General features: G+C 59.8%; 12 protein-coding genes. 11 read left to right on the top strand and 1 reads right to left on the bottom strand.

What is annotated here, in order from left to right:
- Window positions 1-18 precede the first annotated feature (18 nt).
- On the bottom strand, window positions 19-996 hold the full coding sequence (locus AC50YL_RS16120; RefSeq protein ID WP_494833218.1) for an aldo/keto reductase: 978 nt from the start codon (window positions 994-996) through the stop codon (window positions 19-21).
- Window positions 997-1,250: 254 nt separating this feature from the next.
- On the opposite strand from AC50YL_RS16120, the gene AC50YL_RS16115 reads away from it, so the two are divergent.
- From AC50YL_RS16115 to AC50YL_RS16065, 11 genes are all read left to right on the top strand, one after another.
- The gene (locus AC50YL_RS16115) at window positions 1,251-3,077 is read left to right on the top strand and encodes a sensor histidine kinase (RefSeq protein ID WP_494833217.1); all 1,827 of its coding nucleotides are present in this window, start codon (window positions 1,251-1,253) and stop codon (window positions 3,075-3,077) included.
- A 135-nt stretch (window positions 3,078-3,212) separates the two neighbouring features.
- Window positions 3,213-4,505: a response regulator gene (locus tag AC50YL_RS16110; protein WP_494833216.1), complete on the top strand. Its 1,293-nt coding sequence runs from the start codon at window positions 3,213-3,215 to the stop codon at window positions 4,503-4,505.
- A 79-nt stretch (window positions 4,506-4,584) separates the two neighbouring features.
- Window positions 4,585-5,496, top strand: coding sequence for a phosphotransferase family protein (locus AC50YL_RS16105; RefSeq protein ID WP_494833215.1), 912 nt, complete (start codon window positions 4,585-4,587; stop codon window positions 5,494-5,496).
- A 249-nt stretch (window positions 5,497-5,745) separates the two neighbouring features.
- The gene (locus tag AC50YL_RS16100; protein WP_494833214.1) at window positions 5,746-7,980 is read left to right on the top strand and encodes a helix-turn-helix domain-containing protein; all 2,235 of its coding nucleotides are present in this window, start codon (window positions 5,746-5,748) and stop codon (window positions 7,978-7,980) included.
- A 219-nt stretch (window positions 7,981-8,199) separates the two neighbouring features.
- Window positions 8,200-9,783 carry an extracellular solute-binding protein gene (locus AC50YL_RS16095; RefSeq protein ID WP_494833213.1) on the top strand — a complete coding sequence of 528 codons (1,584 nt, stop codon included), beginning with the start codon at window positions 8,200-8,202 and terminating at the stop codon, window positions 9,781-9,783.
- Window positions 9,784-9,795: 12 nt separating this feature from the next.
- Complete coding sequence (locus AC50YL_RS16090) at window positions 9,796-10,701, top strand: ABC transporter permease (RefSeq protein WP_494833212.1); 906 nt, start codon at window positions 9,796-9,798, stop codon at window positions 10,699-10,701.
- Complete coding sequence (locus AC50YL_RS16085; protein WP_494833211.1) at window positions 10,701-11,597, top strand: carbohydrate ABC transporter permease; 897 nt, start codon at window positions 10,701-10,703, stop codon at window positions 11,595-11,597. The genes AC50YL_RS16090 and AC50YL_RS16085 overlap by 1 nt, the downstream gene beginning before the upstream one ends.
- 7 nt (window positions 11,598-11,604) lie before the next feature.
- Window positions 11,605-12,552 carry a sugar phosphate isomerase/epimerase family protein gene (locus AC50YL_RS16080; RefSeq protein ID WP_494833210.1) on the top strand — a complete coding sequence of 316 codons (948 nt, stop codon included), beginning with the start codon at window positions 11,605-11,607 and terminating at the stop codon, window positions 12,550-12,552.
- 7 nt (window positions 12,553-12,559) lie between these two features.
- Window positions 12,560-13,240 carry a hypothetical protein gene (locus AC50YL_RS16075; RefSeq protein WP_494833209.1) on the top strand — a complete coding sequence of 227 codons (681 nt, stop codon included), beginning with the start codon at window positions 12,560-12,562 and terminating at the stop codon, window positions 13,238-13,240.
- The gene (locus AC50YL_RS16070; RefSeq protein WP_494833208.1) at window positions 13,237-14,319 is read left to right on the top strand and encodes a Gfo/Idh/MocA family protein; all 1,083 of its coding nucleotides are present in this window, start codon (window positions 13,237-13,239) and stop codon (window positions 14,317-14,319) included. The genes AC50YL_RS16075 and AC50YL_RS16070 overlap by 4 nt, the downstream gene beginning before the upstream one ends.
- 28 nt (window positions 14,320-14,347) lie before the next feature.
- Window positions 14,348-15,334, top strand: coding sequence for a Gfo/Idh/MocA family protein (locus AC50YL_RS16065; RefSeq protein WP_494833207.1), 987 nt, complete (start codon window positions 14,348-14,350; stop codon window positions 15,332-15,334).
- The last annotated feature ends 221 nt before the right edge of the window (window positions 15,335-15,555 follow it).

Raw genomic sequence — 15,555 nt, 5'->3', positions numbered from 1 at the left:
TGCGGCGAACCGACTTGCTTACGGCAAATTCCGCCCCAGCGTTGCCGTGTACAGCCTGTACCAATCCTCGCGCGACAGGCGCAGATCCGCCGCGTCCTTGCAGGCGCGGATGCGCGCGGGATTGATCGTGCCGATGACCGGCTGGATGCCGGCCGGGTGCGTCATGAGCCATGCCAGCACGACGGCTTCCGTCGTCGCGTCCAGCCGCTCGGCCAGCTCGGCGACAAGCTTCGCCGTGGCTGCCACGGATTCGCTCTGGCCGTCCAGCGAACGGCCGGAGTAAACGCCCTGCGCGAGCGGACCCCACGATTGCAGCTGGATGTTTTCGAGGCGCATGTATTCCATCGTGCCTTCCGGGAACACGTTGTCGCGAGCCGTTTCCTGGTTAACGCTGATCGCCGTGTCGAGGAAGCCGTGCTTGCGCAGGCTCATCTCCAGCTGATTGACGATGAACGGCTCGTCGCTGCAGGCGGACAGCAGGCGAATCTGGCCTTGGCTCATGTTGGATACGCCGAAATGGCGCACTTTGCCGGAAGCTTTCAGCTGCCGGATCGCGCTTGCCACGTCTTCGGGATCGACGAGCGGATCCGGGCGGTGCAGCAGCAGGATGTCGAGGTACTCCGTGCCGAGGCGTTCAAGGATGCCGTCGACGCTGCGCAGGATATGCCCTTCGGTGAAATCGAAGCGGTGCGGGCCTGACTCGTCCGGGAAACGGATGCCGCATTTGGACTGCAGGATGATGTTCTCGCGCAGCGCCGGGCGTTCCTTCAGCACCTGGCCGAAGACGCGCTCCGCCTTGCCCGCCGCGTAGATGTCCGCGTGGTCGAACATGTTGATGCCGATCTCGAGCGCGGCGTCCAGCGCCTCGTGCCCTTCTTTATAATGCTCCGCGGTAATCGCCGACGCGGCGTTCCAGTCGCCGCCGAAGCGCATGCAGCCCAGCACGAGCCGGCTCGCGGGAATGCCGCGTTTTTGCAATGGAATTGGTTTCGTCATAAGGCCCTCCGATATGGTATCTTGAAATCAAACAGCAGCTCGAAATCCAAGCTCTAGGCCCCATTATGCTGCATGCGCCGAGGAATGAAAAGTACTGAAAATAGGGTTATGTAATGTACTGCGGTATACCTGCTGAGACAAAGTATAGCGCTGACATTCGATAGAAGCGCGCATCATTTCGGTAGGAATAGGCATACGTTTTCGCCGGCCGATCTGATATCTTAGCCATACGGAGCAAAGGAGAGACGGGGGACATGGCGCGCACGATGACCAATCCGCTGACGCGGATGAACGTCAAACAACAAATCATTTTGCTCTTCATCGTCATGGTCTGCCCGATCCTGCTCCTGCAGTGGTACGGCAACACGCGGGCGGAGCAGATCCTGAAGAACCACGTGACCAATGCGTACGCGGAGCTCAACAAGCAGAACATCACGCTGCTCAATCGGGATATCGACACCGTGACCAAGATCACGACGACGATCATCCAGAATCCGCTGACGCAGCAGCTCATTCCGAATCCAAAGGATTCCGTGTTCGAGCGCGTGCAGGAATATTCCAAGCTCGACAAGCTCATCGCGGGGTATTCCATCGGCGTCAACGGCGGGGAAGCGGTCTATTACAGCCTCTACGTCTACGATCCGGGCAATTATTACGACTTCGCGCCCAAAATCCCGATGACGCAAACCGGCGTTTACTTCTTCCAGGACAACGACAAGCCGGAATGGTTCGACGAAGCGGTAGCCAAGAAGGGAGCAGGCTACATGAAGCTGATCCGTACGAACATCGGCTTCTCCACCCAGACGACGCTGGCGTACATCCGCGCCGTATCGAATATCAGCGATTACGGCGTCATCGGCGTACTGGTCGCGACGAAGATGGATAAGAAGATCGGCGAATCGCTCCGGAGCGTCTCGCTCCCGGACGGCCGGATTTATTTTACCGACGGCCATAACCGGGTGCTCACCGCGACCATGCCGAGCTTGATCGGGTCCGTGCTCCAGCTGCCGCCGGAAGCGGCGACGATGAAGGCGAGTCCGGACGGCATGATCAACCTCATCACGCCGGAATTCATCTATGTCATCAACGATAACCATCTGCTCGGGCAGAAGCTCGTCTATAAAATCCCGGTCGAGTCGCTGTTGCTGCAGCAAAACGAACTGAAACGCGTCATCCAGCTCATTTCCGTCGTCTATATATTGTTCGGCATCATCATCATGCTGTATTTTTGGCAGTCGCTCATGAATCCGCTTACGCGGCTGGCGCATTTCGTCCGGTCTTACGAACCGGGCAAGCGCGTGCCGGAAACGCCGGGCAAAGGACGCAAGGACGAGGTCGGCCAGCTGATCTCGGCGCTCTACGACATGGCCAGGCGGCTGAACGTGCTGATCCATTACAAATACCAGAGCGAGATCAAGGAAAAGGAATCGCAGCTGCAGCTGCTCTATCAGCAGATCAACCCGCATCTGCTCTACAATACGCTCGAGAGCATCTATTGGAAGAGTTCGCTCGAAGGCAACTCCGAGTCCGCGGAGATGATCAAGGAGCTGTCGAAGCTCATGAAGATCAGCCTGAGCCGCGGGCGCGAGCTGATCGCGCTGGACGAAGAGATGGAGCATGCGAAGGCTTATATCAGCCTGCAGTCGAAGCGCTACGAGTACGGATTCGCGGTCGGCTGGCACGTGCCGGAAGAGCTGCGCAACAACCTGATTCCGAAAATCACCCTGCAGCCGCTGATCGAGAATTCCATCATCCACGGCGTGCGGCATATGGGCGAGGACGGCGAGATCATCATCTCGGCTTCCCTCCTGGACGGCGACAGGGTCATGATCCGCGTCGAGGACAACGGCTACAAGAAAGTCGATTTCGATGCCATTCACCGGCTGCTGAACGAGGAGAAGGGCAATCCGTCGATCGGCTACGGCATCCGCAATCTGCACCAGCGGATCCGGCTGCATTTCGGCAAAGGCTACGGCATTCATTACGAGAAACGGGAAGGCCGCGGCACGAGCGCGATCATCGTCCTGCCGCGCATGCAGGAGCAGGAGCTGCAGGCGGAGACGGGAGCGTTGAATGCTTGAAGTTGAAGCGAGATCAGCGGCTCGGCGTTGAAGTCGGAATTAAAAAGCTTAAAAGTTTTTTTATGAAGTCTTTTTATTGAAATAGGTCACGCTCTTTTCACCTCGTTTTCACTTCACCGATAGGGGGGCTTCCGCATGTACAACATCCTGGTCGTCGACGACGAACCGCTGATTTGCAAAGGCTTATGCAACTTGCTCGGCTCTTCGGGGCTGGCGATCTCGCAGCTGTTCACGGCGCACAACGGCTACGAGGCGATGGATTATTTGCGCATGGAAGACATCGATCTGCTCGTGACGGACATCCAGATGGGCGAGATGAGCGGCATCGAGCTCATGCACCAGGCCAAAATGATCAAGCCGTGGCTGCAGGCCATCGTCATCTCCGCCCACGAAACGTTCCAATACGCCCAACTCGCGATCCGGCTCGGCGCGAAGGATTATCTTATCAAGCCGTTGAACGGCGACCAATTTCTCGATTCCGTGCGCAACGTGCTGCTGAGCGTGAACAAGATCGTCCCGTCGCAGGACGAGACGCTGGCCGGCTTCCGCGAGCAGTTTCGGCTGGAGCAGCCGATCCCGGAGCGAACCGCGCTGCTGAACAAGCTGTTTAGCGATTCCGCGTCCGCCGACAAGACGGTCTCCGCGCTGGCGAGCCGCTTCGCAACGTTTCTGCCCGGTCCGTATTATTCGGTGTTCCGCGTGCAGTTGAACGGATCGTCCGAACTCCTGCAATATGCCGCGCTCAATATCGCCATGGAATTACTGGATCAGGAATGGGGGCCGGCGGCCTTCTATACGGATGACGATGCCGTCAGCATCATCATCCAGTGGAGCGACGCGCGTTACGAGGAGAACGGCACGAACAAAATCAATCAGCTCGACATGCTGGGCCGCAGCCTGCATTCGAACATGATGAACTATTTGCGCCTGCCGTGCGTCGTCGGCATCAGCCAGATTTTGCGCGGCGCGGCGTTCATCGGCGAGCTCGGCGTCCAGGCGGCCAAGGCGATCCGTTGGAACGAGGAGCGCAAGGAGCTCGGCGTGTTCTACTACGGGGATTTCAACTGGAGCCGGTACGCGCAGGATCCGACCGAGGAAGAGATGACCGCGCGCAACAACCTGATCGTCGAGAAAGCGAAGGCTTACATCGACCTGCATTACGCGCAGAAGGGGCTCACGCTCCACGAGGTCGCGCAGAAAAATCACGTCAGCCCGAATTATCTCAGTTACCTGTTCAAGAAGGACACCGGCCATAATCTGTGGGAATACGTCATCAAGCTGCGGATGGAAGAGAGCCGCAGGCTGATCCTGAACACCGATCTGCGCCGTTACGAGATCGCCGAGCGCGTCGGCTACGAATCGCCGGAGCATTTCAGCAAGATTTTCAAAAAATATTTCGGCATGAGCCCGACGGAGCTGAAGAAATAGCTAGCGGGTCTGCGTTTTCTGCTTAGCTGGGGTAAAATGGAGATGCAAGCTATCATGGCATTCGCGAGGAGGAACCGCGGTGGAAGAACATTTTGAACTAGCGAGCCGTTTCGTGAAGACCCGCTTCGGAGACCGCGCCCGAAATCTTGTACCGCTCGGAGCGGGCGATTGGTCGAGGGCGTACACGTTCTTGCTCGATGGCCGGGACAGGGTGATCCGCTTCGGCGCGCATCGGGACGATTTCGAGAAGGACCGCGTCATGGGCGCGTATGCCTCGGCCGAGCTGCCGATTCCGGCGGTGGTCGAAGTAGGCGAGACGGACAGCGGATTCTTCGCGGTCTCCGAGCGCGCGCAGGGCGAGAAGCATCTCGACGAGCTGGACGAACCGGAGCTTCGGATGGTCCTGCCGCAATTGTTCGACGCGCTGGGCGAGCTTCAGAAGCGCGATCTCGCGGCTGCGCGGGAAGTTGGACTTTGGCGTCCGGCCGGCACGGGTCCGAGCTGGGCGGAGGAGCTGTTGTCGATTGCCGGGCCGAGAGACCGGCTTCCGGGCTGGCGCGAGAGGCTGGACGCCTCGCCGCGCGAGGCGCGCGTCTTCGACGCCGGCGTCGCGAAGCTTCGCTTGCTCGCTCCTCGTCTGCCGGAATGCCGGGGGATCGTTCACATGGATCTTCTGAACCGCAACGTGTTGGTGCATGAAGGGAAACTGAGCGGCGTGTTCGATTGGGGCAACGCGTTCTGCGGCGACCCGCTCTACGATCAAGCGTGGTTTCTGTATTGGCGGCCCTGGTATCCGCAGTGGCAGGCGATCGACCTGCGGGAGATGCTGGACCGCCACTGGGAACGGCGAGGCGGCCCGCCCGAGCGGATGGAGGAGCGGCTGCGTTGTTATCTCATCCATATCGGACTGGACCATGTCGCGTATTGCGCGTTTCGGGAACGCTCGGCGGACATGAGGCGGAACGCCGAGCAGTTGTCCGCGTACCTTTGAACGGGGCATTTGCCTCCAGCACCGCGGAAAGCCTGGCGATGTCAGGCGTATAACAAGAAAAACTTCACGTTTTCAGCAAAACCGCTTCGCATGCCGAAGCGGTTTTGCTGCGTTCCGCCAAAGCGAAATTTCCGCGAACAACACTGAGTTAACACAAGGCAAGTAAGATAAGGACAACTGGCATTGCTTTCGACGACGATTGGGAGACCTGCCCCCCGGCATAAGACGGATAGGAAAGACGAGGTTGAGATGAATAACAAAAAATGGTATAAACGGCTGCTTTTTTCGCATTTCGCCATCTTGTTTATCTTCGGTCCGGTCATCTGCGCGGTTGTTTTTGCCGTCGCGTACGGCAATCTGGTCGCGGACATCAACAAATCGAATCGCGCCTACACGGAGCATGTCATGGATGCCATGACCACTTCGCTGAGAAATATCGAACTGACGCTGACCAACCAGATCGTCAACAACGAGGCGATCAACGCGTTCTTCAACGGCCCGTCCGGCGAATCCAAGCTGGACGACTATCGGGCGTCCAAAGAGATCTCCAAGCTCCGCAACAATCCGTTGATTCAGTCGGCCTATTTCTACCGTGAACGGGATCAGGTGGTGCTGACCGGCAGCTACGTCCGAAAGGCGGACGAATTCCCCGATCGGCAATTCGTGCTCGCGATGGAGCATAAACCCCGGGCCGATAATTGGTCGCCGCTGCGCGATTATACCGAATTCCCGCTCATCGATCCGTCCGAAAGGGTCATCTCGATAACCAAGAACGCAGCCGGCAATCAGGGCATCATCGTGCTGAACGTCAAGGCCGACGCGCTGCTGGCGATGGCCGGCAAGCCGAGAGGCGGCACCGGCAACGTCATGACGATCGCCGAAGATGCGGAGCATCCGATATATACGACCCGCGTCTCCGCATCCTCGGACAAGCTGCTCGCGCGCCTGCATTCGGATTATATCGGCTGGGCGTTCACGGGCGGCACGGCCGGCGCGAATCTGACCGCCCAGGCGTTCCGGCTCGCTCTGCCGCCAATGGCGCTCGTCCTGCTGTGCCTGGCCGCGATCGTCCTCGTGATCATGTACGTCGCCCGCAGAAATTACAAACCGATCGAAAACATGGTGCGCCGGGTCTCGACGTACCGGAACGAGGGCGAGACAGGGGCCGGCGACGAGTTTTCGATCATCGAACGCGCCTTCGATACGATGCTGACCCGCATGGATCTCATCGATCGGCAGCAGGCCGAGAAAAATCTGATCGCCGGGCGCAAGCAGTTCTTCTTGGAGCTGCAGGACGACGAGAAGGCGTTGTCCGCGGACGAGTGGAGCGACTACGCCCGCCTGTTCGGTCTCTCGGAAGGCCCGCACGGGCTGACGATCGCGATCGTGGAGATCGACAAATACGTTCCCCGGCTCCGGCTGGACCGGCAAGCGCTGCTGGACGCCAAGAAGCGCTTGGAGACGGAGGTGCTTCAGTGGTCGGATCAGGGGGTCAAGACCCTCAGCCTCGACTGGATATCCGGCGATCGGCTGGCGCTGATGCTGCAGGCGGAGCTGGCCGCGGAGGGAACGAGGCGTCCTGTCTCCGAGCTGCTGGACGGGCTCCGGATGCGGATCGGCCAAGAGCTGGTCTTCACGACGACGATCGGCATCGGGTCGCCGGCCGATGATTTGCCGTGCGTCAAGACGTCCTTCCGCGAGGCGCTCGCGGCTTTGCAGTATAAAATGACGGCCGGGAACGACCGGATGATCGTCTATTCCGAAATCAAGGACAAGGAGAACGGCATCGACTCGGGCTATTTTAAATGGCTGGAGGACATGGTCCATCATTTTCGGATTCCGTCGCCGGCGTGGGAAGACGACTTCGCCCGGATCTTCGATCATCTGGAGAAGCGGGTGCTGAAGAACGAGGAGCTGCAGCTGCTGCTGAACTACCTGACCCACCGTTTCGCGCGGGAGATGGAAGAGATCTCGCCGGAGATCAACGAATACTGGCACGGCGTCACCTTTCCCAAGATGTCGGAGGCGCTCAGGGAACGGGGCACGATGGCGGAGATCCGGGGGGTGTACGCGTCGCTGATCCGGGAGTTGTACGCGCAATACGCGGCCATCCTGGCGTCCGGCACCCGCGCTCATCTTATCTATGACGTAAAAAAATACATCGAGGACAACTACGCGAATCCGGATATGTCCCTGAATCAGATCAGCGACCGGTTCGGCATCAACGGGAAGTACGCCAGCCAGCTGTTCAAGGATGAATTCGACATCAAGTTCGTCGACTTCCTGATCGGACTTCGCGTTCGGCAGGCGCAGACGATGCTGCGGGAGACGGATGCGCCGATCAGCGAAATCTCCCGCCGGGTCGGCTACGAGCATGCCATCTCGTTCGGCAGAATATTCAAGAAAACGGTCGGCGTCTCGCCAGGAGATTACCGCAGGATGATGCAGCGCGGAAGCGGTCAGCAGCTTCCCAATACGCCCTGAATCCCCCGAAAACCGCCTCTTCCAGGGCGGTTTTCGACCTTTCGCAGGGTTGCGGAATTTGGTTGGTTCCCCTGAGATTGCCGGCAGAATCGCCTAATCTGACGTTTGGTATGCCGCGAGGAAACATGTAAATTGCCGCTTGTTTTCCGAATCGATACACTCGGTTTGCAGTCCAAAAAAAGATGGCGAGGTGTTTGGATGTTTACGAGAAGGAGAGCAATGAGTTCCATGCTGGCGATCGTCGCGGCGGCCCTGTTGGCGGCGGGATGCACGCAGGCCAAGAACGAGGAGAACGGCGGCAATGCGGCGGCCGCGACGGGGGCAAGCGCGACGGCGGGGGAGAAGCAGGTCACGCTCAAGGTCGGTATCTTCGACAGAGGCAATTCGCCTGCGGGTGTTACGGTAACCGACAATTATTGGACGCAGTACGTGCAGAAGAATTTCGGCGACCCGAACAACATCAAAGTGGAGTTCGTGCCGATTCCGCGCACCGACGCCACCGACAAGGTCAATGTCATGATGTCCAGCGGCGATGCCCCGGATATCGTATTCGCCAACACCAACGTGCTCACTTCTTACGGCTATGCCAAGGACGGCGGGCTGCTGGCGCTTGACGATCTGGTCGAACAGTACGGACCGAATTTGAAGAAATACTTGGCTCCGACGCTCGAGAAGGGCAAGGTGGACGGCGTGCTGTACTCGCTTCCCGGCCTGCGGGTCAACACGGGCAAGTACGAGAATCTGATCCGCAAGGACTGGCTGGACAAGCTGAATCTGCCGATGCCGAAAACGACCGACGAGGTATATCAAACCTTGAAGGCGTTCAAGGAAAAGGACCCCGGTCAGACCGGAGGCAAAGTCATCCCGCTCGGCTTCTCGCTCACGCCGGCGTCCATCGAGCCGATCGTCTGGTCCTTCATCCAGGACGGCCTGACGGACGAGCAGCGCTATACGATGTCGGAGAGCATGGGCTATCCGCTGCTGCTGCCGGGCCACAAGGACGCGGTCCAATTCCTGAACAAGCTCTACAATGAAGGGCTCATGAGTCCCGACTTCTCCCTCGACAAGGACGAGAAGCAGGTATTCCAGGACGTCATGACCGGCAAGGTCGGCATGTACAGCGACAATCTGGGCAACAGCTACAACGATACGCCGGGCGTCGCCAAGGTGTTGACGCAGAACGTTGCCGGCGCCGAGCTCGTCCCGGTCGATCCCTATACGAATAACGCCGGCAAGCATCTGAAGCCGGAATACGATCCGACGGGCTTCTACCTGATGGTGCCTGCTTCCAGCAAACGCGGGGCGGAGGCGGTCAAGTACCTCGACTGGATGGCGCAGCCGGACGTGCTGTTCACGATCATGAACGGCGTCGAGAACGAGGATTACACGCTCGCGGACGGCTTGCCGCAGCGCATCAGCTCCGATGCGACGAGCAAGCGGATGTATAACGCTAACGATATCGCCATGATTACCCAGGGCGAGGATTTCGGCAGCGACGAGAAGAACTGGGCGGCTGCCGCGGCTTCGGTGCCCAAGGAGTTCCAGCAGTACGTGAAGGACGCCTACAAAATGTCGCTGACCGACACGATCAACTACGCGAATTTCACGACGCCGATCGAGGCCGAGAACAAGTATATGCCGACGCTGCAGGATAAATACGACGAGCTGATCGTCAAGTGCATCATGGCGAAGCCGGCCGATTTCGGCAAAACCTACGACAATCTGCTGAAGGACTACATGGCGAGCGGCGGCGACGCGATCGTGAAAGAACGCACGGAGGCGTTCAAGAGCCAGAACGAATAGAGGTTGATCGGAATGCTGAACAAGAAACTTTATTTCTACCGCAATTGGCAGCTGTACGCGCTGCTGGTTCTGCCGCTCGCCTACTTTCTGATCTTCAAATACGGCCCGATGTACGGCATTCTCATCGCCTTCCAGGACTATAACCTGTTCAAGGGCATCTCGGGCAGTCCTTGGGTCGGGCTCGACGTGTTCCGGGAAATCTTCGGCATGAGCGGCTTTTACGAGGCGCTGAGGAACACCTTCCTGTTGAATCTGCTGGATCTGCTCGTCTCCTTCCCGGCGCCGATCGTGCTGGCGCTGCTGCTGAACGAGCTCATGGGACGGAAGTTCAAAAAATTCGCGCAGACGGCGCTGTACCTGCCGCACTTCCTGTCCTGGGTCATTATCGGGGGCATGATGTACCAGGTGTTCGCGACCAATACCGGCATCATCAACGTGCTGCTTGGCCATCTCGGCATGGACCCGATTCCGTTTCTGACCGACAAGTACGACTGGCTCGTCACGTACCTGGCCGTGGGCGTCTGGCAAAGCGCGGGCTGGGGCACGATCATTTACCTGGCCGCCATCACCGGCGTCAACGCCGAGCTGTACGAAGCCGCGGCCGTGGACGGGGCGGGACGGCTGCGCCGGATGTGGTCGGTAACGCTGCCGGGCATCCGTCCGACGATCGTCGTCCTGCTCATTCTCAAAATCGGCGAGATCGTTCAGATCGGCTTCGATCGGCCCTTCGTCATCGGCAACGTGAGCGTTCGCGATTTCTCGGAGGTCATCAGCACTTTCGTGTACAAGACGGGCATCCAGACGGGGCAGTTTTCCACGGCGACGGCGATCGGCTTGTTCCAGGCAGTGGTCGGCATCGTGCTGCTGCTGGGTTCGAATTATATCGCCAAAAAAATAACCGAAAACGGAGTATTCTGATGATGGCTGAGAACGGTCGACAGATGGCGGGCAGAAGCGGAGCGGGCCGGTATTTCGAGGTTGTCAATATCGCCCTGATCGCCGTGCTTGTGATCCTGTGCCTTGCCCCTTTGTTTCATATCGCTTCCATGTCGCTCAGCTCCAGTCGGGCCATTCTGTCCGGAGAGGTGACGGTCTTTCCGCGGGGCTTCAATTTCGAGGCCTACAGGAAAGTATTTCAGGACGACACGATGCTCCGGGCGCTGCTGGTGTCGATCGTATTGACGGTCAGCTACACGTGCCTGGCGATGCTGCTCACGATCGCGGCCGCCTACCCGCTCTCGAAGCGGCTGCGGGGCAAGAAAGTCGTGATGTTCGTCATTTTGCTCACGATGTTCTTCAGCGGCGGCACGATTCCCGACTATTTGCTGATTCGGAGCCTGCACCTGACGAACCATATCGGCGCGCTGATCTTGCCGACGATCGTCAATCCGTTCTTCCTGATTATTCTCATCACGTTCATCCGCTCGCTGCCGGAGAGTCTGTCGGAGGCGGCGGAGATGGACGGAAGCAGCCATTTCCGCACGCTGACGCGGATCATTCTGCCGCTCACGCTGCCGGCGCTGGCCACGCTCAGTTTGTTTTACGCCGTCGGCCGGTGGAACGGCTTCATGGACGCGCTGATGTACATCACGGATCCGAAGCTGTATCCGATCCAGCTCAAGCTGTACCAGGTCGTCGTGAACAGCATGACCAACGATCCGCTGTCGACGCAGGGCGACCAGCTGGTCTCGATCATGCCGGAGAGCATCAAGGCGGCGAGCATCATGTTCGCCACGGTGCCGATCCTGATCGTGTACCCGTGGCTGCAAAAATATTTCATCTCGGGCGTTATGCTGGGATCGGTGAAGGAGTAAAGCGGCGATGAACAAGAACGGATACTCGTTCTCCACCTGCTGGAACATCAAGCGTCACCCGAACGACGGGCGCGGCATGATCGAGGAGATCAAGACGCTCGGGTTCGGCAGCGTCGAACTGAATTACAATGTGACGCGCGCGCAGCTGGAGACGATCGAACCGATGATCGAGAAGGGCGATATCCGCGTTTCCAGCGTGCATCATGCCTTTCCCTTCGTGGACGACAAGGATTACGATACGGACTCCGTCATGCTCGGCTACGAGGACGAGGCCAAGCGCCGAAGAGCGGTGGAGCTGCTGGAGCAGTCGATCGAATACGCCGTTCGCTACGGCGCCGGGGCGGTGGTCGTCCATCCCGGCGAGGTGCCGTTCGAGACGAACGTCGACGCGGAGCTGAAGCGGATCTACCGCGAGCAGGGCCGGGAATCGCAGGCTTACGCGGCGCTGTGGTCGGAGATGGCGGCTCGCCGGGAACGGCTCGCCCCGGAATATCTGGCGCGTATCCGTCGCAGCCTGGAGGAGACCGCGGAGTTTATCGCCCGCAAAGGCTATCGCGTCGCCGTCGGAATCGAGACGCGGGCCCGCTGCTACCAGATCCCGACGCTGCGCGAGGCGGGAGAGCTGATCAACGGCCTGCAGGGCAGCACGGTCGGCCTCTGGTACGATATCGGCCATGCGATGATGATGGACCGGATGGGGCTCTACGATAATTTGCGGGACCTCCGGGCAGTCGGTCCGTACATCGCCGGCGTGCATATCCACGAGACGATCGGTCTCTCGGATCATTGGTGCCCTTATGTGCATAGCAAGGACGACGTCTATTTCGACCATTTCCTAGAAGTAATCCATCGCGCTCCGATCAAGGTATACGAGCTCAAGGCCGCATGCGAGCCGGAGGACATCGAGCGCAGTCACGCCCTCATTACGAATAAAATAGCCGCTTTGAAAGGATGAACTAGCCATGAACTGGAATGCAGAATGGATTTCCAAATACGCCCCTTATATCTATTTCGACAAGAACGAGCCTTTCTTCCCCGTCCGCGTGGGCATCACCGTGCTGGAGGAATCCGGCCCGTCCCCGTCGACGCGCAGAACGTTCGAGTTCGCCGATCCGCAGCTTCAATGCATCATCGAATACGCGATTTACTGGGATTACGACATCCAGCATCTGTACGAGCTGGAGCATGTATGGGTCTATGTCGGCCAGGACGGCGAAGTGCTGGACTGCGACGCCAGCTTCCACGGCAGGCACTTCAAAGGGCTGCTTCATGATCGCGGCAATCTGGTCGACGGCACCCATGTCAAGCTGTACTCCCAGCCCGGCAAGCACGCTTTCATGCCGAAGCCCGAGATGTTCTACCTGCTGCCGGAGCTGATGACGAGCACGGACGAGCACGCCGGCAGACGGGGATTGCTCGTCACCGGGCCGTTCGACGGCGTCTATACGACGGACGAGGAAACGGACCGGCTGGTGGAGCAGTATTTGCGGACCTTCCGCTTCAAGCCGGCGATGGAATTCGACGAATACCGCATCGATCCCGCGATGTACGTGACGTGGCCGGAGCTTCATCGGGAAGTGCCGGCGCGAATCAAGGACCGGATGGCTGAAATCAGAGCGCAATTGGAGGGATCAAGCGTATGACGGACAAAATCAAAGTCGGCATTATCGGCTGCGGATCGATCGCGAACGGCAAGCATCTGCCTTCGCTGAGCAAACTCCCGCACGTGGAGCTGTGCGCGTTCAGCGATATCGTGACCGAGAAGGCGCAGCAGGCCGCGGACAAATACGGCGCGCCAGGAGCGAAGGTATACGCGGATTACCGGGAGCTGCTGCTCGACGGCTCCATCGACGTGATTCACGTCTGCACCCCGAACGACGCTCATGCCGAGGTGTCGATCGCGGCGCTGGAGGCGGGCAAGCACGTCATGTGCGAGAAGCCGATGGCGAAGACGGCGGCCGACGCCCGCCGCATGGCCGAGGCGGCGCGGCGCACCGGCCGCAAGCTGACGATCGGCTACAACAACCGTTTCCGTCCGGACAGCCAATTCATGAAGCAGGTCTGCGAGAACGGCGACCTCGGCGAGATTTACTTCGCCAAGGCGCACGCGCTCCGCAGGCGGGGCGTGCCGACCTGGGGCGTCTTTCTCGATAAAGACAAGCAGGGCGGAGGCCCGCTGATCGACATCGGCACGCATGCGCTCGATCTGACGATGTGGCTGATGAACAACTACGAGCCTCGTGTCGTGCTCGGATCGGCTTACCGCAAGCTGGCGCAGCGCAAGGAATCGGCCAATGCCGGCGGTGCCTGGGATCCCGAGAAGTTCACGGTCGAGGATTCGGCGTTCGGGATGGTCATCATGAAGAACGGCGCGACGCTGATGGTGGAGTCCAGCTGGGCGATCAATATGGTCGATCCGCTGGAGGCGCGCTACACGCTGTGCGGCACCGAAGGCGGCGCGGACGTGAAGGACCGGCTGCGCATCAACGGCGAGATGTACGGGCGGCTGTTCGAGAACGACATCCAATTCGATGTCAAAGGCGCCGACTTCTTCACGGGGCGGAAGGAAAGCATGCATGACAAGGAGATCCGCCTCTGGATCGAGGCGGTCCTAAACGATACGCAGCCGGTGGTCACGCCGGAGCAGGCATGCGTCGTGTCGGAGATCATCGAGGCGATCTATCAATCGAACCAAACCGGCGAAGCGGTCTATTTCGACTGAGCGGCCGGACCGAAGGGAGAGAGGCAACATGATCCGGACAGCGATACTTAGCTTTTGGCATGTCCATGCCAAGGATTACGCGCTGCAGGCGGAGAAACACCCGGACACCGTCATCACGGCGATCTGGGACGAAGATCCGGCGCGCGGCCTGCTACAGGCAGAGGCGCGCGGCGTTCACTTCTACGGCAATCTGGCCGAGCTGCTGGCCGAGCCGGATATCGATGCCGTCATCGTGACAACGCCGACGACGATGCACCGCGACGTCATCGTCGCCGCGGCCCGGGCGGGCAAGCATATCTTCACGGAGAAGGTGCTGGCCCCGACCGTTCGGGAGTGCGACGAGATCATGGCAGCCGTCGAGGCCGCCGGCGTCCGGCTTACGGTGTCGCTGCCGCGGCTGAACACCCCGTTCGCCCAGGCGGCGCAGGAGGTCGTCGGCAAGGGGCTGCTCGGCAGGCTGACGCAGGTTCGCGCGAGGCTGGCGCACAAGGGCGCGCTGTCGGAGACCGGGCTGCCGGGCTACTTCTACAACCCGGAGCAGAGCGCGGGCGGGGCGATGATCGATCTCGGCTGCCATCCGATGTACCTGACGCGCCTGCTGCTGGGCATGCCGGAGAGCGTCAGCGCCAGCTACGGCTGCGTCACCGGTCGGGAAGTGGAGGACAACGCGACGGCGGTGCTGCGGTATCCGAACGGAGCGCTCGGCATCGTCGAGGCCGGATTCGTCAATCCGTTGTCGCCGTTCACGCTCGAAGCGCACGGAACCGAAGGGAGCCTGCACTTTTCCTTGCCGACCCGCAAGCTGATCGTCGCCAGTCTGGCGAACGGCGAGAATCCGGTGACGGAATGGCCGCTGCCGGAGGCATTGCCCTCCGATTTCGAGCAGTGGGTATCGCAGATCGCCGGCGGCGCCGCCGAAGCGGGCGCGCGGAATATCGAGATGGCGCTCGATCTCACCCGGCTCATGGAAGCTTCCAATCTGTCCGCCCGGTCGGGCAGCGCGGTCAAGCTTTAAAATAGGCGGCGTTTTGCTCGCATTGTCGGCAGGCCGGTTGTTCGTGGCCGCTGCGCGCACGCCGCACTGCCTATTCGGAGCGGCTGCTTGAACGCCGCGCCGTCTGTTCGCAGCCGCCGTCCGCACGCCACGCTTTCCATCATAGCCTTGACGAAAAAGCCGCGGATTCGCGGCTTTTTTTCGTGTGCGGGAAGCCCGGTTCCCCGCGGCCGACGCGAGGT

The sequence above is a fragment of the Paenibacillus sp. J22P277 genome (assembly GCF_059383675.1).
The sequence above is the reverse complement of the archived record's forward strand: the minus strand, read 5'-3'. Positions and strand labels throughout refer to the sequence as shown.